This is a genomic window from Dactylosporangium roseum (assembly GCF_025264685.1).
In the GTDB taxonomy this organism is placed as follows: Bacteria; Actinomycetota; Actinomycetes; order Mycobacteriales; family Micromonosporaceae; genus Dactylosporangium; species Dactylosporangium roseum.
Genome location: NZ_CP073721.1, coordinates 2,820,493 through 2,843,240 on the forward strand (window position 1 = coordinate 2,820,493; position 22,748 = coordinate 2,843,240).

Annotated in this window: 16 protein-coding genes; 6 read left to right on the top strand and 10 right to left on the bottom strand. The window is 71.7% G+C overall.

The features are described from left to right. Positions 1-136: 136 nt before the first annotated feature. Together Drose_RS13695 and Drose_RS13700 are read left to right on the top strand one after the other, a co-directional pair. Positions 137-4,849, top strand: coding sequence for a hypothetical protein (locus Drose_RS13695; RefSeq protein WP_260728563.1), 4,713 nt, complete (start codon positions 137-139; stop codon positions 4,847-4,849). A gap of 7 nt (positions 4,850-4,856) precedes the next feature. After that, entirely contained in the window at positions 4,857-6,329 is a 1,473-nt protein-coding gene (locus Drose_RS13700) for an eCIS core domain-containing protein (protein ID WP_260728564.1), read from the top strand. A gap of 63 nt (positions 6,330-6,392) precedes the next feature. On the opposite strand, the gene Drose_RS13705 is transcribed toward Drose_RS13700, so the two are convergent. Genes Drose_RS13705 through pdhA form a run of 3 tightly spaced genes read right to left on the bottom strand, consistent with a single transcriptional unit; the run spans position 6,393 to position 9,899 of the window. Next, a complete protein-coding gene (locus Drose_RS13705) occupies positions 6,393-7,709 on the bottom strand; it encodes a dihydrolipoamide acetyltransferase family protein (protein ID WP_260728565.1) in 1,317 nt (438 codons plus the stop codon). Beyond that, a complete protein-coding gene (locus Drose_RS13710) occupies positions 7,702-8,712 on the bottom strand; it encodes an alpha-ketoacid dehydrogenase subunit beta (RefSeq protein WP_260728566.1) in 1,011 nt (336 codons plus the stop codon). Before Drose_RS13710 ends, Drose_RS13705 begins: the two co-directional genes overlap by 8 nt. Then, entirely contained in the window at positions 8,709-9,899 is a 1,191-nt protein-coding gene (gene pdhA, locus Drose_RS13715; protein WP_260728567.1) for a pyruvate dehydrogenase (acetyl-transferring) E1 component subunit alpha, read from the bottom strand. Before pdhA ends, Drose_RS13710 begins: the two co-directional genes overlap by 4 nt. 126 nt (positions 9,900-10,025) lie before the next feature. Between pdhA and Drose_RS13720 the strand changes: the two genes are divergently transcribed. Continuing rightward, positions 10,026-10,502 (top strand): Lrp/AsnC family transcriptional regulator, encoded by a 477-nt coding sequence (locus Drose_RS13720; RefSeq protein ID WP_260728568.1) that lies wholly within the window; start codon positions 10,026-10,028, stop codon positions 10,500-10,502. 33 nt (positions 10,503-10,535) lie between these two features. On the opposite strand, the gene Drose_RS13725 is transcribed toward Drose_RS13720, so the two are convergent. The 3 genes from Drose_RS13725 to Drose_RS13735 form a co-directional block, all read right to left on the bottom strand. After that, complete coding sequence (locus Drose_RS13725; RefSeq protein WP_260728569.1) at positions 10,536-14,027, bottom strand: indolepyruvate ferredoxin oxidoreductase family protein; 3,492 nt, start codon at positions 14,025-14,027, stop codon at positions 10,536-10,538. A 270-nt stretch (positions 14,028-14,297) separates the two neighbouring features. Next, a complete protein-coding gene (locus Drose_RS13730; RefSeq protein ID WP_260728570.1) occupies positions 14,298-15,014 on the bottom strand; it encodes a DUF6069 family protein in 717 nt (238 codons plus the stop codon). Positions 15,015-15,022: 8 nt separating this feature from the next. Further along, positions 15,023-16,021: an RNA polymerase subunit sigma-70 gene (locus Drose_RS13735; protein WP_260728571.1), complete on the bottom strand. Its 999-nt coding sequence runs from the start codon at positions 16,019-16,021 to the stop codon at positions 15,023-15,025. A 311-nt stretch (positions 16,022-16,332) separates the two neighbouring features. On the opposite strand from Drose_RS13735, the gene Drose_RS13740 reads away from it, so the two are divergent. From Drose_RS13740 to Drose_RS13750, 3 genes are all read left to right on the top strand, one after another. Beyond that, the gene (locus Drose_RS13740) at positions 16,333-17,136 is read left to right on the top strand and encodes an ArsR/SmtB family transcription factor (protein ID WP_260728572.1); all 804 of its coding nucleotides are present in this window, start codon (positions 16,333-16,335) and stop codon (positions 17,134-17,136) included. A 52-nt stretch (positions 17,137-17,188) separates the two neighbouring features. Beyond that, on the top strand, positions 17,189-17,797 hold the full coding sequence (locus tag Drose_RS13745) for a class I SAM-dependent methyltransferase (protein WP_260728573.1): 609 nt from the start codon (positions 17,189-17,191) through the stop codon (positions 17,795-17,797). Positions 17,798-17,928: 131 nt separating this feature from the next. Next, on the top strand, positions 17,929-18,945 hold the full coding sequence (locus tag Drose_RS13750; RefSeq protein WP_260728574.1) for a YeiH family protein: 1,017 nt from the start codon (positions 17,929-17,931) through the stop codon (positions 18,943-18,945). Positions 18,946-19,071: 126 nt separating this feature from the next. Here the strand turns inward: Drose_RS13750 and Drose_RS13755 are convergent, their stop codons facing one another. The 4 genes from Drose_RS13755 to Drose_RS13770 all read right to left on the bottom strand — a co-directional run bounded on the left by Drose_RS13755 (position 19,072) and on the right by Drose_RS13770 (position 22,632). Next, positions 19,072-19,932, bottom strand: a complete 861-nt coding sequence (locus Drose_RS13755) for a LysR family transcriptional regulator (protein WP_260728575.1) — start codon at positions 19,930-19,932, stop codon at positions 19,072-19,074. Between the two features lie 180 nt (positions 19,933-20,112). Further along, positions 20,113-21,126: an ABC transporter substrate-binding protein gene (locus Drose_RS13760; protein WP_260728576.1), complete on the bottom strand. Its 1,014-nt coding sequence runs from the start codon at positions 21,124-21,126 to the stop codon at positions 20,113-20,115. Between the two features lies 1 nt (position 21,127). Then, positions 21,128-21,907, bottom strand: a complete 780-nt coding sequence (locus tag Drose_RS13765) for an ABC transporter permease (protein WP_260728577.1) — start codon at positions 21,905-21,907, stop codon at positions 21,128-21,130. After that, positions 21,904-22,632: an ABC transporter ATP-binding protein gene (locus Drose_RS13770; protein WP_260728578.1), complete on the bottom strand. Its 729-nt coding sequence runs from the start codon at positions 22,630-22,632 to the stop codon at positions 21,904-21,906. The genes Drose_RS13765 and Drose_RS13770 overlap by 4 nt, the downstream gene beginning before the upstream one ends. Between the last annotated feature and the right edge of the window lie 116 nt (positions 22,633-22,748).

Below are 22,748 nucleotides of genomic sequence, written 5' to 3' on the forward strand. Positions count from 1 at the left end.
GCGTCGTCCGTCGTCATCGTCGGCTGCGTTTGTCTGAAGGGTTCGATTCCCTACGCCGTGGCAACAGCGGTGAAGCCGCGTCCGCAAGGGCGCGGCTTCATCCATGCCGGGCGTCCGCTCGGCGACCGCTTCGTCCATGCGGGTCGGCTCGGTGGTCAGCTCGGCGACCGCGGAGCACCGCGTGCCCGGCGAGCTGACCACCGAGCCGGCCCGCGCGCCGGCCAAGCCCGCCGCGGCGAAGCGACCACGCGGCGGCACCGCCGTGCGGACCCAGCAGCCCCGGGGCGCCGGCGCCCAGGTGCTGGCCAAGTCGCCGGCCGGCAACGGACCCGTGCCGGTCGCCGCGGTCGGCAACACCACCGCCGAGGTTCTGCTCGACCTGCGACGCATCCTCGGCGGCGTCCCCGGCATCGACCGGGTCGCCGTCCTGCTCGTCGACGGGCGCACCGCGCAGGTGTTCGGCTGGCCCGACAAGCCGCTCACCCCCCGCCTGCGGCTCATCCCCGGCAAGGCCGAGATCGGCTCGGCCGCCATCGCCATCCAGGTCCCCGGCGCCGGCTTGCAGTTGCACCCGCTCGTGCGCCGCCCCGACGGCCGGCTGTACTTCGCCAGCGACCTCGTCGTCGGGGCCAGCAGCGGCGATCTCAACGCCGCGTTCAGCCCGGACGACCTGGCCACCATCGTGCGGGTCGTCGCCGGCCACACCGACCTCGTCACCGTGTTCCCCGGCCTGCCGTCGGGCCAGGCCGCCGCGCCACCGCCACCGGACAACGCCGACGTCCCGGAGATCTTCAAGCCCCGCAACCCGACGCTCGCCGCCGGGCTGCCCGAGTACCCGGCGGACCTGCAACCGCTCACCCCGCTCGTCACCGCGACGAACAGCACCGGCAGTTTTCTCATGCACCTCGACAAGACCACCGGCACCCGCAACACCCTCGACGCGGTCACCAACATCCTGCAGCCGGTCACGTTCCGCTGGGAGGTCGTGCAGCTACACCCGGACGCCAAGGCACAGGACAGGCTCGCCGCGCTCATCGCCGCCTACCGGGCGGAGGCCGCCGCCACCCGCGACGTCGAGAGGATCGACGGCGTCCGCGCCGGGTTCGAACGGCGCGTCCGCCACGCCGAGGAGGACCGCCAGGTCCTTCTCGGCGAACACCCCGAGGAACAGGGCTACGTCGAACGGGCCGTCCGGCAGCTCGGCGCCGAGATGCTGTACGAGTCCCGGCTCACCCTCGCCGTCGCCGGTGAGATCGCGCTGACCGTCATCCGGGCGCTGCTGCCCGGCGCGGGCATGCCGAGCGTCGACGACATCATCGACATCCCGTTCCGCCAGGAGGGGCTGTACCTGGTGCGCGGGCTGGCCACCCCGCAGCCCGGCGACACGCCGCAGACCACCCGGGCCACCTCCGTCGTCGGCACGTTCGTGGAGGTCCGCGACCTCGACGCCCTCGCCCGCAACGCGATGCCGAGCCAGCAGCGGCAGCGCGACATGTTCACCGACGAGGCCGACAAGCTGGAGCTGCGCATCGGCACCGCGCGGGCGCGCCTCGCCGACCCGGCCACCCCGCCGGAGGAGGTGAAGCTGCTCGGCGAGCAGCTTCCGCAGGCCGAGCTGCGCCTCGCGTACCTGCGGGCGAAGGCCGACGCGGCCGGTGACCCGCGCGCCGACCGCAAGGTCGACCGCGACGAGGCCGTCCGCAAGCTCGCCGAGCTGGAGCAGCGGGCCGCCACGAACGCCAAGGGCGACCCGCAGGAGGAGCGGGCGATCGCCGCCCAGAAGGCCGAGGTCGAGCGGCTCACCGGGCAGCTCGGCCGGCTCGACGCGGCCAAGGGCGACGCCTGGACCACCGTGACCCCGATGGACGCCGTCCTCGTCGACGACGCGACCGGTTCGCCGACGGACCTGCTGTTCACCGTCACGACCCGCACGTACGTCACCCGCTCGCCGATCGTCGAGATCGCCGACGTCACCGCCGCCGAGGGGCGCACCGCCTCCGGCAGCGGCGCCACCCTGCCCGAGGCGTGGGCCGCCGCACTGGCGGACCTGCGGCGCAACCTCGGCCGCGGCCGCGGCTACCTCAACTACCGGCCGCCCAAGCCCTACGACGGCTACCAGGTCGACGTGCCCAACCCGATGCGGCTGCAGATCGGGTTCACCGACCAGCTCGTCGAGACCGTCGACGACACCGCCAACGTGGCGACGATCGCCGCGCTCATCGCCGTGCCGTTCACCGGCGGGGCGTCCCTCGCGATCCTCGCCCCGCTCGGCGTCGTCGGCGCCGCGACCAGCGCCTACCGGATCTTCGACCGTTCCGCCTACGGCAACCTCAGCCTCGACGCCCAGGCGGTCAGCGACCTGCTGAACATCGCCTCGCTCGGGATCGGCCGGATCAGGCCCGCGGGGCAGTTCGCCACCCGCAGCCAGATCATCTTCAGCCGCGCCGGCCGGATCGGCGCGCGGCTGCTCGACGAGGGCGGCTACGTGGTGCTGACCTACCAGACCTGGCAGGCGTTCACCACCCCGAGCGGGAGCCTCGACCCGCGCGTCGACCAGGAGCGGCGGCTGGTCGCGCTCCTGCAGTTCCTCCAGGCGGGCGCGGTGCCGGTGGCCAGCCACCTGTGGCCGGCCGGCCATCCGCCGACGGACCTGCCGACCCACCCGGCGGCGCCGGACGCGCCCGTACCGAAGCCGGGCGACGCCGCGACGCCGGCCGCGCCGGTACCGAAGCCGGGCGAGGCCACCGCGCCGGCCGCACCCGGGCCGAAGCCGCCACCGGAGCCGCGCCTGCCGGTGCCCGCGCCGGAACTGCGGGCCGAGCTGCCGCCCGGCCTCGACGTCGACGTCCTGCGCGACTCGGGGCTGCACGGCGACACCGTCCGCGTGCACTACACCCTGGACCGGCTGGGCCTCGTCGCCAGCGTCCACATCCTGGCCGGCCCGTCGGCCGGCCCGTCCCAGGTCGCGCTGCACGCCGAGACCGCGCGGCTGATGCTGCGGTACCAGGGGATCTCCGGCCTCGCGCGGGTGCTGGCCGACCGGGTGACCAACCTCGTCGCGCCGGGCAAGGCCGCACCACCGCCCGGCTCCCTGGCCTGGGAGGCGATGCTGGAGGTTCGCAAACTCCCGGCGATCATCGAGTACCGCGTGCGGACGCTCGCCCTGAGCGCCGCCCCGGACGTCGTCGACCGCGCGCGGGCCGACCTGGAGTACCTGCGTGCGCAGCTCGACCGCCACCGGTCCACCCTGGACCGCTGGGACCTGGAGCGGGGTGCGGGGTTCGTCGCCGCCGAGGGCTCCCATCACGACGCGGCGATCGCGGCCGGCTACCCGTCCCTCGCCGGCGCGCCCGGCCACTACTACGAGCCGGCGCCCGGCGGCGGATACACGCTGCACCAGCGCGCCGACAGCACCGCCCCGCCCAAGCGCCTCGCCAAGGAGGTGATCGGCGGCAAGGAGACGTGGGTGCTCAAGGACCATGTCACCCCGGCGGCACTGGCCGCCGCGCTGCGCCCCGACCTCCACGACAAACTGCTCAGCCAGGTGACCGCGCACGAGGCGGTGCTGCTGGAGGCATACCTCGGCCCGGCGGCCCTGCCCCGCGCGATCGAGAAGCCCACCCGGGGATACCTCAAGGACCTCGCGGCGATCGCGGTGCAGCTCAACACGCTGGCCGGCGATCAGCAGGTGGCGAAGGGCCTCCATCGGCTCACCACCGGCGGGCCGGCGCCGCGCGGCCAGCTCACCGTCGCCGAGCTGCTCCGTGGCCTCGACCCGGCCGACATCGGCCGGTTCCTGACCGTCGTCGCCCACGACCGGTTCCCGGTCTACCAGACCACGTGGGTGGAGCAGACCGTCGCGCACCCGGAGCTGCTGACCTTCCTGGAGTCGGCCGGCGGGGTCGACCGCTTCAACGCCATGCGGTCCGACAGCAAGCTGGTCAACGGCTTCGTCGCGATGCTGCCCGGGCGGACCGGGCCGGAGGTGCTCGCCCTCGCCGGCCAGATCGAGGCCGCCGCCGGGCCGGCGGCCAAGCTCACCGTCGTCGGGAAGGGACCGCCGCCGCCACCACTGCCCCTGCACCCGGAGCTGCGGCTGGACCAGGCGGCCATCGACGCGCGGGTCGCCGACGCCCAGACGTGGGTCAAGGACCACGCCGAGGACCCGAAGAACCTCGCCTCGAAGCTGCCGTTCCGTGGCACGGCCGACGAGGTCCGCGCCTACGCCGAGGTGCTGGCCCGCATCGACGACGTCCGCCGGCGACCGGCGGACTACCAGCGGTTCGACCACGCCGAGCGGCTGCTCATGCTCGACCGGTTCGAGGTGATGCTGCGGCGGTACTCGTTCAAGGTCCAGTGGGTCAACAACTGGCGCGGGGCGCTCAGCGAACTGCTGTTCATCCCGGTCGACCGCCAGCAGGCCGGGAAGGTCCAGATCAAGCACCCGGTGAAGGGGCACTCCATCCTGGACTATTCGCTGTCCGCCGGCAACGGCGCGCCGATGAAACCGGGCCTGCGGCCGGACGGCTCACCCGCCTACACCCGGTGGGTCGAGCAGAAGTCCGACCTCATCACCGCGCCCGCCGGGCGGACCGACGTCTACGGCTACGCGGTGGAGCGGGCCAAGCAGTACGCCAAGGACGCCGCGGAGGACTACAAGTCGCTGCGGCACAACGCCGGCCACGTCGACGACGTCATCTTCCTCGAGTTCGTCCGCCCGGCCGGCAACCGGGCGACCGAGACGGCGATGCTCCAGGCGCTGTTCGACCACGACCAGCCGGTGCAGGCCGTCCGCTTCGCCACCGGCCCCTGGATCGCCCGTGAGGCGTGGCTCAAGAGGAACCCGTGAGGAGTCCATGATGTCGTACGAGTACGAGGCCGTCCCCGACCGGATCACCGGCGAGCCGCTGGACCCGATGACCGCGCGGGAGCTCGGCGACCGGTTCGGTCAGGACTTCTCCACCGTGCGGGTGCACACGGGCCCGGACACCGGCCGGTCCGCCGCGTACACGGTGGGGGAGGACATCGTGTTCGCCCCCGGCCGGTACGCGCCGCGCACCGCCGAGGGCCGGCGGCTGATCACCCACGAGCTGGCCCACGTGGTCCAGCAGCGCACCGAAGGTCCACATCGGACGGATCAGTGGACGGGCCCGGACGGGGTCCGGGCCGCGCCGGTCGATGACGCCGACGAGGCGTACGCCCATCGGGCCGCCGCGCAGGTCGCGGCCGGACGGCGCCCCGAACCGCCGGCGGCCGGCCGCCGTGCCGGGCCCCGCGCACAGCGGTCGCCGGACGTGCCGGCGGCGCCCCGGCGCGAGGACGTCGCCCAGGAGCTGCCCGAGCTGCAGTTCCGGCTGGCGACCGCCCGCGCCCGGGAGGAGGCCACCAGGACCTCCGGCCCCGACGTGCCCGTACTCGAGGAGGAACTCGCCTGGAAGAGTCAGCTCGCCGCCGAGCCGGACGTCACCAAGCAGCGGATCATCTTCCTGCGCGCCCGGCTCCGGCAACTGCGGCAGCGGCTGCGGGCTGCCGCGCCGGCGGAGCGTGAGGGGCTGCGCGACGAGGTCCACGCCCACGAGACCGCGCTCGGCCGGGCGCTCGACGAGAACGTCGCCCGGCTCGGCACGTACGCGCTGCGACTGCGGGCCCTGCTGGGGACGTCCGGCGACCCGGGGCTGACGACGCTCCTCGCCACGGTCGAGACGGAGCTGCTCGACAACCAGGCCGACCTGGCGTACCTGCGCCGTGTCTTCAAGCCCGCCACCGCGCCGGCGGTCGCCGAGAAGTACCGCAAGGAGGTCCGGCCGCTGCCCGGTGGCGGCTGCATGACGGCCGTCTACAAGGGACTGGAGTCGCTCTACACCCCGCAGACCTCGGCCGACGTGAAGCAGCAGGTCCAGACCGACGCGGCCCGGGTGCTGCGGGAGACGAAGCAGGACACCAACACCTGCGACCGCATCATGGAGACCCTCCGCTCCCGGGGCCTGGCCGGCTCGGTCAACCAGGTCCGCTTCGACCAGCGCCGCGGCGCCTGGGTCCCGACCGTCGAGAAGACGGTGCTCAACCTGGTCAGCGCCGACTATCCCGGCTGGTACTTCTTCGGCCTCTCCGTCTCCGGCGCCTACCACTCGGTGATCCTCGCGGTCGACAACGCCGACGGCGGCACCCCGAAGATCTACTGGATGGACCAGTTCTCGAAAGGCTTCACGAAGGACGTCACCGGCCGGCTCGACGCCGCGATCAAGGAGTACCGCCCCGGCTACGGCTACGCGGACTGCAAGGTCTGGGCGCTGCTGCCCACCCCGGACACGGTCCTCCCGATCCCGTAGCCGCGACCCGCAGCCGTTGGCCGGGCCCGGTCACGCGCGCCCGGCATGACCCGGCCCGCGGCGTCAGAGGTCGCCGAGGGCGGTGATCGGGGCTTCGACGCAGTCCGCGACGTATCGGAGGAAGCCGCCGGCGGTGCCGCCATCACACGCACGATGGTCGAAGGCGAGCGTGAGCTGACTCACCTTGCGCACCGCCAGCGCACCGTCGACGACCCACGGCTTGTCGATGATGCGCCCCATGCCCAGGATTCCGACCTCGGGATGGTTGATGATGGCCGCGGAGCCGTCGACGCCGAACACGCCATAGTTGTTGACGGTGAAGGTCCCGCCGGTGAGCCCCGCGGGGGCGAGCAGGCCGGCCCGGGCGGCGGCGGTGCGGTCCGCGACGGCCGCGGCGAGGTCGCGGGTGCTCATCCGGTGCGCGTCGTGGACCACGGGAACGATCAGACCTCTGTCGGTCTGCGCGGCGAAGCCGAGGTGCACGGCCGCCGGCAGTACCAACTCGTCGCCCTCGATCCGCCCGTTGAGCTCCGGGAAGCGTCGCAGTGCCAGCACCGTGAACCGCGCGAGCAGCGCGAGCACACCGACGGGCCGCCGCGGGTCACCGGCGTTCAGCCGGGAACGCGCGGTCAGCAACTCGGTGACGTCGACGTCGACCCATACGGTGGCCTCGGGAATTTCCCGGCGGGACCGGCTGAGCTTGTCGGCGGTCGCCTTACGCAGGCCTCGAATGGGGATGCGTCGCTCACCCTCGCCCGGCGCCACGGCCTCACGCGCCACGGCCTCAGGAACGTGGCTGTCCGCGCCGGCGCGGGCTGTCAGCGCGAGTTCGACGTCTCGACGCCGCACGAGGCCGCCCGACCCGGTTCCGCGGATCGCGGCCAGATCGAGCCCGGCGTCACGAGCGAGCTTGCGCACGATCGGGTTGATGACCCGGACCGGTCCAGATCCATGGGCGCCGGCGGGCTGCGGTGCCGCGACGAGCGCCGGGTTGCCCGTTCGCGCCGGCCCGCGTCCTCCACGTCGGCGGCCCGGCGAGGAGGCCGGCGTTCCGTACCCGATGAGGACGTTGCCACTGGCTTCGCCGGGATCCCGGGCCGTCACGATGCCGGGTTCACGGAAGCCCTCCCGGCCTCCGCCGGACCCGGCCGCGGTCACCGTGATCAGCGGCGCGCCGACGGCGACCACGTCACCCGGCTCGGCGTGCAGCGTCGAGACGACGCCCGCGAACGGGATCGGTACCTCCACGGCGGCCTTGGCCGTCTCCACCTCGACGACGTTCTGGTCCACCACGACGCTGTCACCGACCTGGACGTGCCAGGCCACGATCTCCGCCTCGCCGAGGCCTTCGCCGAGGTCTGGCAGCCGGAACTCAGGCATCGTCGCCCCACTGCAGTCGGCTGACGGCGTCGAGGATGCGGTCGACGCCCGGAAGGTGGTGCTCCTCGAGCCGGGGCGGGGGATAGGGGATGTCGTATCCGGCGACGCGCAGGACGGGTGCCTCCAGGTGGTGGAAGCACTGTTCCATCAGGCGGGCGGCCACCTCGGCGCCATAGCCGCAGAAGCCCGATGCCTCGTGGATGACGACGGCTCGGCCGGTCCGGCGCACGGATGCGGTCACGGTCGCGTCGTCGAACGGGGACAGGCTGCGCAGGTCGACGACCTCGATGTCCCAGCCTTCGTCGACCGCCACCTCCGCCGCCTCCAGCGCCGTGCCGACCAGGCCGCCGTAGCTGATGAGCGTCACGTCCTTGCCGGGGCGGCGGATCACCGCCTGGTCGAGCCGCGGTCCACCGGTTCGCAGCGCCGTGGTCTCTTTCGACCAGTACCGTCGCTTGGGCTCCAGGAAGATCACCGGGTCCGGGCAGTCGATCGACTGCCGCAACAGGCGATAGGCGTCGGCCGGGGTTCCCGGTGTCACGACCCGCAGTCCCGGAGTGTGGGTGTAGTAGACCTCGGACGAGTCGCAGTGGTGCTCCACGCCGCCGATGCCGCCACCGTAGGGGATCCGCACGACCACGGGCAGCGCGATCCGCCCCCGGGTCCGGTTCCGCAGCTTCGCCAGATGGCTGATCATCTGCTCGAAGGCGGGGTACGCGAACGCGTCGAACTGCATCTCGACGACCGGAACGAGGCCGTTCATGGCCATCCCGATCGCGGTACCGACGATGCCCGACTCGGCGAGCGGCGTGTCGAACACCCGCCGCTCACCGAACCGCTCGGCCAGTCCGTCGGTGATGCGGAAGACGCCGCCGAGCGTGCCGACGTCCTCGCCGAAGACCAGCACCCGGTCGTCGTCCGCCAGCGCGTCGGCCAGCGCCTGGTTGAGGGCCCGCGCCATGGTGACCTCGACGCTGGCCGCGGGGGCCGACGTGCCCGTCATGCGTGTTCCGCCGACAGTTCCAGTTCGGCCAGCACCGCGGCGCGCTGCGCGGCCAGCGCCGCGGTGGGCTCGGCGTAGACGTGGTCGAACAGTTCACCCGGATCCGTCGGCGCGTCCGCGTTCATCCGCTCGCGCAACGCCGCGGCCCGGCGCTCCGACGTCTCGTTGAGATCGGTCACCGTCGCGTCGTCGATGACGCCGGCGGTGCGCAGATAGCGTTCGAGGCGGATGATCGGGTCACGAGCGAGCCACACCCGCACCTCCTCGCTGTCGCGGTAGCGGGTCGCGTCGTCGGCGTTGGTGTGCGCTTCGACGCGATACGTGAGAGCCTCGATCAGCACGGGACCGCTGCCGGCGGCGGCGTCGATGGCCGCGCGCACGGTGGCGTACACCGCGGCGGCGTCGTTCCCGTCGATCCGCAGGGACGGAACTCCGTAGCCGATTCCCTTGTGCGCCAACGACGGCGCGGCGGTCTGCTTGGCCAGCGGAACGCTGATGGCATACCCGTTGTTCTGTATGAAGAAGACCACCGGGGTCTTCCATACCGCGGCGAAGTTCAGGGCCTCGTGCACGTCGCCCTCGCTCGTCGCGCCGTCGCCCAGGAACACCAGCGCGACCGTGTCCTCGCCCTTCACCCGGGCGGCGTGCGCCAGGCCGACGGCGTGCAGCGTGTTGGTGGCCAGCGGCGTGCACTGCGGCGCGACGCGGTGCAGGTACGGGTCGTAGCCGCAGTGCCAGTCGCCGCGCAGGAGCGTGAGGACCTCGACCGGATCCACCGAGCGCGTCACCAGGGCGACCGAGTCCCGGTAGGTCGGGAAGAGCCAGTCCTGCTCGCGCATCGCCAGCACGGCGCCGACCTCGCACGCCTCCTGCCCGCGCGAGGAGGGGTACACCGCCAGCCGGCCCTGTTTGGTCAGGGCGGTCGCCTGCGTGTCGAACCGGCGGCCCAGCACCATGCCCCGATAGAGGTCCAGCAGGATGTCGGACCCGGGGAGGGCGAGATCGGTTTGTCCGGTGGGGACGCCGTCGGCATCGATCAATGCCAGCGGATGAGCGCTCGGCAGCAACGCGGCGTGATCGGTGTGGTGACCACGTCCCTGCCGAGTCGTCCGGGCTCGGATCGGCCGGGCACGACTTTCGGGCGCCAATGGACTCACGAGGCCTCCTTCCGCGGCAGAAGTGACCATGAGTGTCGACCTGACCAGGCCATATGTCCAGCCGTTGTGCGTAACTGAAGACAGATGGCTCGCCAGCGGCTAATCTCTGTCCGCATGGCTGCTCTGGGGCCCCCACAAACGCCTTTCGATGGACGAATGGTCGCGCTCGACGAGACCGACGAGCGGATCGTCGACGCGCTGCGCGCCGACGGGCGGCTGTCCATGCGCGCGCTCGCCGAGCGCCTGCACATCTCGCGAGCGAACGTGTACACCCGAGTGGAGCGCCTGCATCGCACCGGCGTGATCACCGGATACCGGGCGATCGTGGATCCGTACCGCCGCGGGTACGGCGTTTCGGCCTACGTGTACCTCAAGATCAGCCAACACTCGTGGAAGGTCGTGCGGCAACGCGTGCTCGACATCCCCGAGGTGGAGCACGGCGCACTGGTGTCCGGCGACAACGACATCGTCCTGCTGGTGCGTGCCCGCGACACCATCGCGCTGCGCGACCTGGTCCTGACGCGTCTGCAGGGCATGCCGGACGTGCTCTCCACGCAGACGGTGCTGATCTTCGACGAACTGCCGCACGGCCACTCCGTCGAGACCGCCGAGCCAAACCGCGCTGACGGCTGACCGGGGCCCGCGGGTGAGCGTGGCGGCGTGGCACTACTCCGGGGCCACCGCCGGTGACGGCTGTCGGAGACGCGCGAGCAGTTCCCGGCGGCGCTCGTCGTACGTGGTGACAGCGCGGAGCTTGACGTCCTCGAAGCCGCGGACGATCCCGGGCAGCGCGGCCAGCTCGGCGACCACGTCGTACGACGCCGGGGTGAGCGTGGTGACGAGCCGCTCGATGTCCGCGAGGTAGTCGGCGACCAGCCGGCGCTCGACGACGCGCACCTCGGCCCGCCCGAACGGGTCCAGGCCGGTGCCGCGCAGCCGCTTCATCCCGCTCAGGACGCGCAGCACCGGGCGCGAGTGCGGGCCGAAGCGCAGCTTGCGCCGGACGCCGAGCGCCCGCAGCGACGGCGGGTGCAGCATCCACGAGGCCCGGGCCCCGGTGCCGAACGCCTCCTCGACCGCGGCGCCGATCTCGGCGTCGAGGGCCAGCCGGGCGACCTCGTACTCGTCCTTGTACGCCATCAGCGTGAACGCGTGCTCGGCGACCGCGGCGGTCAGCTCGCCGCCGGTGCCCAGCCGATCCTCGGCCCGGCGGGTCAGCTCGACCAGGTCCTCGTACCGGCGGGCGTAGCGGGCGTCCTGGTAGCGGACCAGCTCCGCGCGGCGCAGCGCGACGGTCCGCGCCAGCTCCGAGCCCGGGACCGCCCGGACCGTGGTGCTCGGCTCCGGCGTTGGCGCGGGCGCCCGGCGGCCGACCAGCCGGTCGACGGCGGCCGGGTCGACGACCAACTGCCGGCCGCGGCGGAACGCCTGCACGTTGGCCTCGACGGCGACCCCGTTGAGCCGGATCGCCTCCTCGACGACCGCGGCGCTCAGGCCGAGCTCGCCACGCTGGTGGGCGATGCCGATGAGCAGCAGGTTCGCGTACTGCTCGCCGCCGAAGAGCGCCTCGGCGTACGCGCGCGCGTCGAGGGTGGTCAGCGCGCCCGGCGCCACCCGCTCGGCGATCGCGCCGACGGTCTCGGCGACGTCGGGAAACGCGACGCTGCGGTCGGTCGCCATCCGGCCGGTCGGCACCGCCGAGGTGGACACGATCGCGGAGGTGCCCGGGCCGAGCACGGCCAGGTTGGGCGGCTCGACGGCGACCAGCAGGTCACAGCCGAGGAACAGGTCGCACTCGCCCTCGCCGAGCTTGTTGCCCGCGGTGATCGGCTCCGGCGCGATCCGGATGTCGGAGACGACCGCGCCGCCCTTCTGGGCGAGGCCGGTCTGGTCGAGGGTGCTCACCGAGTGGCCCGCCAGGTACGCCGCGGTGGCGAGCACCTGGCTGGTGGTGACGATGCCGTTGCCGCCGATGCCCATCAGCCGGATGCCGCGGGTGGCGGTGCCCGGGACGGTGACCGGCTCGGGCAGGTCGTGCTCGCCGAGGGTGTCCCGGTGCCCGGCCGGCGGGCGTCCCTGCCCCGGCGTCACCGTCATGAACGCCGGGCAGTCGCCGGCCAGGCAGGACAGGTCGGTGTTGCAGGAGCTCTGGTGCACCGCGGTCTTGGTGCCGAACTCGGTCTCCACCGGGTGCAACGAGAGGCAGTTCGACTTCTGGCCGCAGTCGCCGCAGCCCTCGCAGATCCGCTCGTTGATGAAGACCGCTTGCTGCGGCCGGGGCGCCTTGCCGCGCTTGCGCTTGCGGCGCAGTTCGGTGGCGCACTCCTGGTCGTGCAGCAGCACCGTGGTGCCCGGCGTCGCGGCGAGGATCCGCTCGGCCTCGGCGATCCGGTCGCGTCCCAGCACCCGGACGTCGCGCGGCAGGCCGAGCCGCCTGGTCCGGCGCACGTCGTCGGTGGTGACCACCACCCGGGCCACGCCCTCGGCCTTGAGCAGCGCCACCAGCCGCGGGATGGGGAGCTGCCCGACCGCGTGCTGGCCGCCGGTCATCGCGACGGTGGAGTTGTAGAGCACCCGGAAGGTGATGTTGCGCCCGGAGGCGATCGCGGCCCGGATGGCCAGGCTCCCCGAGTGGTGGAAGGTGCCGTCACCGAGGTTCTGCACCAGGTGTCCGGGCTCCACGAACGGCGCCATGCCGAGCCATTGGGCGCCCTCGCCGCCCATCTGGGTCAGGCCGAGCACGTGGCCGACCTGCTCCTCTTCCATCAGCAGCACCATCGCGTGGCAGCCGATACCGGCGCCGACGGGCGAGTCGCCGCGACCGCGCGCGGAGGTGTTGTGCGGGCAGCCCGAGCAGAAGAACGGGGTGCGCCGCACCATCGGCAGTCGGCGCCGCTGCGAGCTGAGCCGCTCGTCCCGGGCGCGCAGCCAGCCGGCCGCGCCGGGGACGCCGTGCGTCGCCAGCCGCCGGGCCAGGCCGAGGGTGACCAGGTCGGCGTCCAGCTCGCCGTACGACGGGAAGAGCTCGCGCCCGTCCTCGTCGGTCTTGCCCGTGATCAGCGGCGCGGACGGGCTGCCGTAGAGGGCCTCGCGGATCGCGGCCTCGAGGAACGAGCGCTTCTCCTCGATCACCACGATCTCGTCGAGGCCCTCGGCGAACGCGCGCACCGTCTCGGCCGGCAGCGGCCAGACCAGCCGTACCTGGAGGATCCGGATGCCGGCGGCGGCGAGCGCCAGCTCGTCAAGGCCCAGCGCGGCCAGTGCCTGGAGCAGGTCGCGGTAGGTCTTGCCCGGCGCGACCAGGCCGATCCGGTCGCCGGCGTGCCGGTGGGTGACCGGGTTGAGGTCGTTGGCGACCGCGTACTCCTCGGCCAAGCGCATCCGCACAGTGACGAAGTCGCGCTCAAGCGGGCCGAGCCCCGGCGGCAGCAGCCGGGCGGACGGGACGTGCTTGCCGGAGCCGGGCGGCAGTACCGGCGTCACCGGGTCGGCGCCGAGGTCGACCACGCCGGAGCCGTCCGCGACCGCGGTCACGATCTTGAGCGCGGTCCACAGGCCGGCGGCCCGGGACATCGCCACCGCGTGCGCGCCGAGGGTGAGGATCTCGCCGGGGTCGGCCGGGTAGAACGTCGGCATCGCCAGGTCGGCCAGGGCCCGCTCCGATGCGCACGGCACGCTCGACGACTTCGCCGCCGGGTCGTCCCCGACCAGCGCCACCGCGCCGCCGTTCGGGTCGGTGCCCATCAGGTTCGCGTGCCGGAGCGCGTCGGTGGCCCGGTCCAGGCCCGGCGCCTTGCCGTACCAGTAGCCGACCACGCCGTCGACGCGCGTGGGCAGCTCGTGGATGAGCTGGCTTCCCTGCACCGCGGTCGCGGCCAGCTCCTCGTTGAGTCCGGGCTCGAAGACCACGTCGTGCTCGTCGAGGAGGCGGGCCTGGCGGCCGAGCTCGAGGTCGTAGCCCGCCAGTGGCGAGCCCTCGTACCCGCTGATGTAGGTGCCCACCCGATGCCCGGCGGTGCGGTCGCGCCGGGCCTGGTCCAGAGGAAGCCGGGCGAGTGCCTGAATGCCGGTCAGGTGCACCCGTCCCGGCCGGTCGGCGTACCGGGCGGCGATCGGGTCCGGGGCGAGGTCCGGCACCGGATCGACGGTTGCGGTCACGACATCTCCTCTGCGCGATCTGTGGACGTAGACGCCGCGTTACGATACCGATGCCGCGACAGATCGGTCCTCTCCTGATCATTCGGCGCACTCGACCGGATGTGACCTGGGTCATGCGAACCGGCCGGTCAGCCCGGACCAGCTCGGTAGCGTCTGGCGCCATGGCGGCGCAGGCTCAGCCTTCCACGTCACAAACGGCGCTCCCGGCCCCGCCGGCTTGAGCCTGACGCCGGCCAAGAAAGGAACCTGCCGCACGCCCTCGCGGGGTCGTCAACCGGACCGGGTGCGGAGGTTCCGCGCCAGGACGGGGATCATCACCGCCGCAGGGACGAGGTGAAGCCCGAGGAGGGCGGTGGTGGTGGCGGTGCTCGCCCCGGAGAGCAGGGGCGGGATCAACGAGATCGCGGTCAGCGACACCGCCGTCCACACGAATCGCTCGGCGGGGCGGGCGCTCCAACGCAGGAGAGCGACGGCGATGACGATGCCCACGACCGAGAAGAAGCCGGTCACCACGGCGAACCCGGGCAACGGGATCGTCTCGCCACCATCGGGGATCTCGAAGTCGACGCCAACGGCCCGGGCAAGCGCGGCGGCGAGGGTGGTGGCCACCATCGCCGCGAGCGTGGCGATGAAGCCGGTGCCGGCGAGCCCGCGGAGTCGGTGGGTGCGGCTGGTCCGGCCCGATGCCGGGCCTGCGCCGCCCCCGGTGTCACGCATGCTGTTCATGTCGTTGCTCCGTTCGGTCGTGTGACGGTCCTGGCCTGGAGTGACGATGCGCACCGTCGCAGTGCGACGGCCGGGGTTGCGCAGGGCGCGGACGCCGGTGCCGCGGAGCCAGAACCCGGCGTCGCGTCCGAGGACCGGCCCGGGCCCGCCGTCGCGCAGCTCGAGCTGCACCCGCCCGCGGGTGACGACGCCGAACGCGTCGCGCCACTCGGCCGCGACCACCCCGACACGCGCGCCGGCGCGCAGCGTGAGCGTCCGCACCGGGACTACTACTCCGTGCCGTCCGCCGGCAGGCGCTCCGGCAGCCCGAGCCGCGGGAACTGGTCGTCGTGGAAGATGGTGATCTCGGTGATCGCCCCGCCGGTGACGCGCAGGACGTCGATCGTCAGCGGCAGGTACGCGCGCTCCCGCTCGCGCCAGTGGTAGAAGGCGATGGCGGGCTGCCGGTTCACCGCGGTGGGGACGGCGCGCAGCCCCGTCATGCCCTCGAAGCCGTCGTCGACCCAGTTGGCCACCACCGCGTCGCGGCCGACGTACAGGCCCGGTGTCGGCGGCATCGAGCACCGGACGTCGTCGCGCAGCATCGCGGCGAGCCGGTCGACGTCCGTGGCCACGCTGGCGTCGGTGAAACGCCGTACCAGCTCTCGGGTCCCGGCGTCCTCCTCGCCGCCGGTCCAGTCCTGCCGCTCGGCGGGCAGGTGCTCCCGCATGCCGGCGCGGGCCCGCTGCAGTGCGCTGTTCACGGAGTTGACGGAGTCCCCGAGCAGTTCCGCGACGTCCTTCGCCGGCCAGCCGAGCACGTCCCGCAGGATCAGCACGGCCCGCGGGCGCGGCGCGAGGTGCTGGACCGCGACCAGGTACGCCAGCTCGATCGTCTCCCGCGCGAGGGCGACGGTCTCCGGCTCGTCCCCGTCGCCCGCGGGCAGCTCGTCGAGCAGCCGGTCCGGGTAGGGTTGCAGCCACAGCACCTCGCCGCCGGTCGCCTGCTCCGGGCGGACCTTGGCGAGCAGGTCCAGGCAGGCGTTGGTGGCGATCCGGTAGAGCCACGCCCGGAACGTCGACCGCCCCTCGAAGGTCTCCCGCCGCCGCCAGGCACGGAGGAACGTCTCCTGCACGGTGTCCTCGGCGTCCTCGAACGACCCGAGCATCCGGTAGCAGTGCACGTGCAGCTCCCGCCGGTGCCGCTCCGCCAGTCCCGAGAACGCCCGCTCGTCGACCTCGCCCAGACCGCTCACGCCCAACTCCTCCAGCGGTGTGTCCGCACGCATCACGTCATCCTTCCGCCTCGTCGTGTGTCCCGTCGGAGGTATGACGGGTGCGGGCGCGACAACTCATCACCAGGGTCTGTCAACCCCGGTGGTGCGGTACGGGACGGTGACGCACGGTCGTGCGGGTGGCGCCTGGTCGCGCCCGGTCGCCGCTGGACCGGCACGGCGCGTTCCGTGCCGCTCGGCCCCATGGTCAGGGGAGAGATCTGGCTGTCGGGGCAGCCGCATCTTTCCCATGGTCATGAATCGTTGACATGCAGCCGTTCGGCTGCCTATCGTAAAGGCAGCCGAACGGCTGCGTATCGTGGAAGATGGACGTGACGGTGATGGACGAGGTGTTCCGGGCGCTGGCCGACCCGAGCCGCCGGCGGCTGCTCGACAGCCTGAACAAGCGGTCCGGGCAGACCCTGCGCGAACTGTGCGCCGGACTCGACATGGCCCGCCAGTCGGTCAGCAAGCACCTGGCGGTGCTGGAGGAGGCCGGACTGGTCGTCACCGTGCGCCGCGGCCGGGAGAAGCTGCACTACCTCAACGCCGCGCCGGTCAACGCGATCGCCGATCGGTGGATCAGCCAGTACGACCGTGACCGGGTCCGCGTGCTCGCGGACCTCAAGACCGCCCTGGAGGAAACCCCGATGGACCAGCCCCGCTTCGTGTACGTCACCTACATCGGCACCACGCCCGAGCGGCTGTGGCAGGCGCTGACCGAGCCCGCCTTCACCAAGCGCTACTGGGACACGACCTTCACCACCGAGTGGACCGCCGGCTCCCCGATGACCTGGGACAACCACGGCGTCGTGCTGACCGACCCGGAGCAGGTGGTGGTCGAGTCCGACCCGTTCCGCCGCCTGGCCTACACCTGGCACAGCTTCACCCCGGAGCTGGCCGAGCGGTTCGGCTGGGATGCCGGGTTCCTCGCCACCATCGCGGCCGAGCCCCGGTCCACCGTCACCTTCGACATCGAGCCGACCGGCGACGGCGTGGTCAAGCTGACCGTGGTGCACGACGGGTTCGCTCCCGGCAGCACCATCGCGGAGATGGTCAGCGGCGGCTGGCCCAACGTCATCGCCAGCCTGAAGACGCTGCTGGAGACCGGCGACCCGCTGCCCGTCTGAGCGGGCCGGCCCCGGCCCGCTCAGACGATCCGAGAGCCCATACAGTCGCGCGGTGGACATGGAGCGGGTCCGGCGGGCATATGCGTCCGTCGCGGAACTCTACATCGAGCTGTTCGGTACAAGGCAGCAGGTACACGCCGACGACCTCGCCTTCATCGGGCGGCATCTGGCGGGCCGACCCGGCACGGTGCTCGATCTGGGCTGTGGGCCCGGCCATATCACCGACTACCTTCGCTCGCTGGGCGTCAGCGCAACGGGAATCGACATGGTCCCCGAGTTCGTCGCCCATGCGCAGGCAACCCACCCGAGCGGCAGGTATCACCTCGGGTCGATCGAAGAGCTTGCCGTCGCCGACCGCTCCGTCGCCGGCATTCTCGCCTGGTACTCGTTGATCCATCTACCGCCGCGGGACCTCGACGGCGTGCTCGCCGAGTTCCGGCGCGTGATGGCCCCGGCCGGAGCGCTGGTGCTCGGTCTCTTCGACGGTGACGAGGTCGCCGCCTTCGACCACAAGGTCGTGACCGCCTATCGCTGGCCCGTTGACGAGTTCTCCGAGCGCCTGCGGCGGGCCGGCTTCACGGAAGTCGAGCGCCTGCGGCGGCCCAGCGAAGGCACCCATCGGCCACACGCCGCCATCGCGGCGATCGCGACCGCCGGGTGAGCCGAGACTGACTGTGCTGGATCCCGGGTGCGGCGGGTGGCGGACGGCCCGGTCGCTCATGCACTGACCGTATGAGCTGATGTGCCACCGGCGGCTACCGGGGGACCCCGGTTTCGGGCAGTGTCGCCAGCATGATCCAATCCGCTCCGTCGGTGCGTCGCACCGGCAGTTCATCGCTGCTCCCGGGACTGGTTGTGGTCGTGGTCGGCGTCGCCGGCGCGATGGCGATCAACCTCGCGTTCGGCGCGGTGAGCCCGCTCATGGCCGCGCTGGCGCTCGGCGCCATCCTGGGCAACTGCGGGATCTCCACCGTCACGCTCGCCCCCGGGCTGGCGTTCGCCGCCCGGCGGCTGCTGCGGGTCGGGATCGTGCTGCTCGGTGTGCAACTCGCCGTCCCGGACGTCCTCAAGCTGGGTCTTCCGGTGCTGCTGCTGGTGCTCGTGACGGTGATCGTCACCTTCTTCAGCACGCAATGGTTCGGCCGGCGGTTGGGGCTCAGCCGCGATCGCACCCTGCTGGTCGCCACCGGCTTCTCCATCTGCGGCGCGGCCGCGGTAGCGGCGGTGGACGGGGTCACCGACAGTGACGAGGAGGACGTCATGACGGCGATCTCCCTGGTCACCCTGTACGGCTGCCTCGCCATGGTCGCGCTGCCCTTCGCGCAGACCTTCCTGAACCTGCCGGAGGAGAGCGTCGGCATCTGGGCCGGTGCCAGCGTGCACGAGGTGGCGCAGGTGGTGGCGACCGCGGAGGTGGTCGGTTCGGCGGCGCTCGCCACCGCGGTCGTGGTCAAGCTGACCCGCGTGGTGCTGCTCGCCCCGCTCATCGCCGGGATCAGTTTCTGGCGGCGGCGGACCGCGCAGGCGGCGGGCAGCAAGAAGCCGCCATTGGTCCCGCTCTTCGTCGGTGGCTTTCTCGCGATGATGGCGCTGCGCAGCCTGCACCTGGTGCCGGACGATCTGCTGGCGCCGCTCAAGACGGCCCAGACGGTGCTGTTCACCGCCGCGTTGTTCGGTATGGGTGCCTCGGTCCGGCTCCGTGCCCTGCTCCGCACCGGCTGGTCGGGCTTGGCCGTCGGCCTGCTCTCCACCGCCCTGATCACCCTGATCTCCCTGGCCGGAGTGCTGGCCGTAAACCTCTTCAACTAGGTCCCCACCCGGCCTCATCCCGCGTTGATCTTGCAGTTGTGGTGCCTGACAAGCCGGACATTCAGGGAGTGTCTCGGCACCACAACTGCAAGATCAACGCTGAGTGAGGCGCGGGGTGGGAGTGGGTTACGGGCGGGACGTCATTGCGAGGCGGACGAGTCCTGCTGCCGGGTCGGGGAGTCGGGGTTTGCGCCGCCACACGGCGCGCAACGGCCGCCGCAGGTCGAGGTCTCCGATGGGAACCTCGAAGAGGCGGCCCTCGCGCAGCTCGGCGGCGACCGCGAGGGCGCTGAGAACGGCCGGGGCGACACCGGCCTCGACCGCCACCTTCACCGCGGCGTTCGAGGACAGCTCCAGCACGGGCGCGGCGATCGCGCCCCGCTCGGCCAGCGCGCGCTCCAGGGCAAGACGAGTGCCGGAGCCGGGCTCACGTACCACCAGCGGCGTCGCGGCCAGGTCCGCGACATCGAGGGGCTCACGCCGCCGCGCCCATGGATGCTGAGGTGCGACCACCACCGCAAGGCGGTCCTGGGCGACGCGCTTGGTCGCGAGCCCTTGCGGCACGCACGGCGACTCGATGAATCCGACGTCGATATCGCCCGCACGAACCAGATCACCGACGCGTCGTGAGTTGACCACCCGGAGGCCGACCTCAACTTCGGGCATGGTGCGGCGGAGGCTCGAAAGCCAAGCGGGCATGAGATACTCGGCGACGGTCATGCTGGCCGCCACCTGCAGAGACGCGTTGCGCTGCTGGCGAAGGGCGCGCACGCCCAGCAGCAGATCGTTCGACGCCGCCAACGCCGCACGGGCCCAGTCGACAACGACCTGTCCCTGCGGTGTGAGGCGCGAACCCGACGTCGATCGCTGCAACAACGGGACGCCGAGCTCGCGCTCCAGGGTGTCGAGCCGTCGACTCGCGGACGCCTGAGTAATGGCCTGCAACTTCGCGGCCTTTCCGAGGCTGCCCTGCTCCGCGACGAGCAACAGCAGTTCGAGGCTAGCCAGATCGGGCCAACGCGTGGCACTCATGCACTCACCGTGTGGAGTCTGTGGACATACTGGGCAACCATGCCCTGCGAGCTGCTCGGTGCGAACGGCGTCGAGTCCGGCAAGGCGTGTGGCCCCGGCCGACGCCGGGGCCACACCATCTTATGTTGTTCGTCGCTATGAACCTGTGACGCTCGGGAACGACGCGTCGGACAGGGCCGGGTTCTTCTTGATGAGCCCCATCCGCAGCATGGTGTCCGCGGTCTCGGCGTAGCCTTCGAACTTGGTGTTGAACTTGATGCCCTGTTCGGTCAGCTCGACGAGGATCTTCTCCTTGGTCGCCTGCACGGCCTTGATGCCGGCCAGCCGCGCGGCAGCGGCCTGCGGGTCATTGTTGATCATTGCGGTGCCGCGTTCGATCGCTTCCACGAGGGTGGCATACAGCTTCGGGTTGTTCTTGTGGAAGGCCTCGCTGAACGCGAAGGCTCCCAGCGGGACGGGGGCGCCCAGCAGCTTGTCGCCGCCGATCACCTCGTGGGCTCCCTTCGCCAGATCCTGCTGAAGGAATGGAGGTGTAGCCATGTGCGCCTGCACCTCCCGCTGCGTGAGTGCCGTCACCGCGTCCGGGTGGGGCATCATGCGGAACATGCCGTTGACCTTCTTCCAGTCGCCGAGCTCGCGCATCGCGGCGCCGAGCAGCGCGATGGAGCCAACGGCGTAGGGGCCGGGGGTGGCGATCTGGTCACCGGGCTGGAAGTCGGCAAGGGAGCGGTATTTCTCGTCCATCGCCACCAGCGCGATGTGTGCGGTCACGAGCGCCCCGCCGAAACGTACGGGTAAGCCCTTCTCGCGGGCGATGAGCACGGGCGAGACGCCGACCGAAACCAGGTCTGCCTGACCGGAGGCGAGAGCGGTGAGGCTGTCCCCTCCGGCTGAGAGCTGGACGTGCTCGACCTTCAGGTCGGGGTGTTCCTGTGTCAAGAGGTCCAGGCCGAGCAGCAGGCCGTAGTAGATCGTTCCGAAGTTCGTGACCACCTTCACGGTGTTGGTCTCGCCGTTGCTTCCGGTGGAGCCGGTCGATGTCGAGCCGCACGCGGCGAGCAGCGCGACGACGGTGGCGGCCGCCGCGTACCGGAGGCCGGTCATGCCGCGCCGGCGCGTCGGCGGGGCGACGTTGCAGGACGTCTTCATTTCAGTTCACCATTCCCCACTTTTTGACCGTTCGCGTTTCGATGGTGTTGAGGATTCCGTATTCCACGACGAGGCCCACGAGAACAATCGTGAGTAGTCCGGCGAACACCCCGCCGGTGTTGAATTCCGAGCGGTCCAGGTAGATCTGCCAGCCGATGCCTCCCTGACCGCCCGCGGCGCCGTAAACGAGCTCGGCGGCGACGGCGGTACGCCAGGCGAAGGCCCATCCGATACGCAGGCCGGAGAGCAAGTGCGGCAATGCCGCTGGGAAGAAAATGCTTGCGATCAGGCGCGGCCCGCGCAGCCCGAGGTTGCGTCCCACGTCGACGAGGACCGGCCGGATGGTGGAGAACCCGGCGTAGGCGTTGAGGGACATGGCCCAAACCACCGAGAACACGATCACCAGGATCATCGAGCGCTCGCTGAAGCCGAACCACAACAGCGCGAGCGGGAGGATCGCGATCGCCGGCAACGGGTTGAAGAGGCCCACGAGGGTCTGCAGGACCTCACGTCCGCCGGGGATGATGAAACATCCGGCCGTCATCACGATGGCGATCAGGATGCCCAGCCCGACGCCACGCACCAGCAGTGACAGTGATGCGAGCAAGCTCTGCCACAGGGATCCGTCGAGCGCCCGCTCCCACAGCACTTCGACGGCGCTGGAGAATGGCGGGAGCACGATGGGGCTGATTCCGGCGATTCGCGGGATGAGCTCCCAGGCCAGGATCACCACGGCCACCACGGTGACGCGGACGGCCGTCTTCTGGATCGGCTTGTTCATACCGCGCTCGCCTCCAGCTTCGTACGCAGCTCACCGGCGAACTCGGTGCCCTCGGGGCTGTCGACCCGCCCCTGGAAGGCGTTGGTGTAGATGCCTTCGAACACGCCCTGCGGGGTCATGAGCCCGATCCGGTCACCGAGGTAGACGGCCTCCTCGATCGAGTGTGTGACGAACACGAGGGTCATGTTCATCTCCCGTTGCAGGCGCAGCACCTCGGCCTGCAGGGACGCGCGCGTCATGGCGTCGAGGGCGCCGAAGGGCTCGTCCATGAGGACGATCCGGGGGCGTACCGCGAGCGCGCGGGCGATCGCTACGCGCTGTTGCATGCCACCGGATAACTGGGACGGAAACTTGTCGGCCGCGGCTGACAGGTGCACCATCTGCAGCGCGTCAAGAGCCCGTTGGCGAACACTGCCGGCGCCTTTCGAGCCGGCCTTCTTGATGGCGAATTCCACGTTCTGCACGGCGGTGCGCCACGGCAGCAACTGGTCGAAGTTCTGGAACACCATCATTCGGTCGGGGCCGGGTGCGGTTGCCTTCTTCCCGTCGAGCAGGATCTGTCCGCTGCGCAGTTCCTGGAAACCGGCCAGGGAGCGCAGCAGTGTGGACTTTCCGCACCCGGAACGGCCGATGAGGATGAAGGCCTCACCCTGGTCGACGTCGAAGGAGACGTTGTTGACGATCACGGGGTTCTTGGGCCCGTAGGCGATGGAGGCGTTGCGCACCGTGAGAGTGGCCTGCCTCGTTTCGGTTCCGCCGGATGCGGGAGGGTGCCCGGCGGGGTGCGCAGGTGGTGCGCTCATGGTCTCTGCCTTTCGGGGACGCCTGCCGGGGGCGCAGG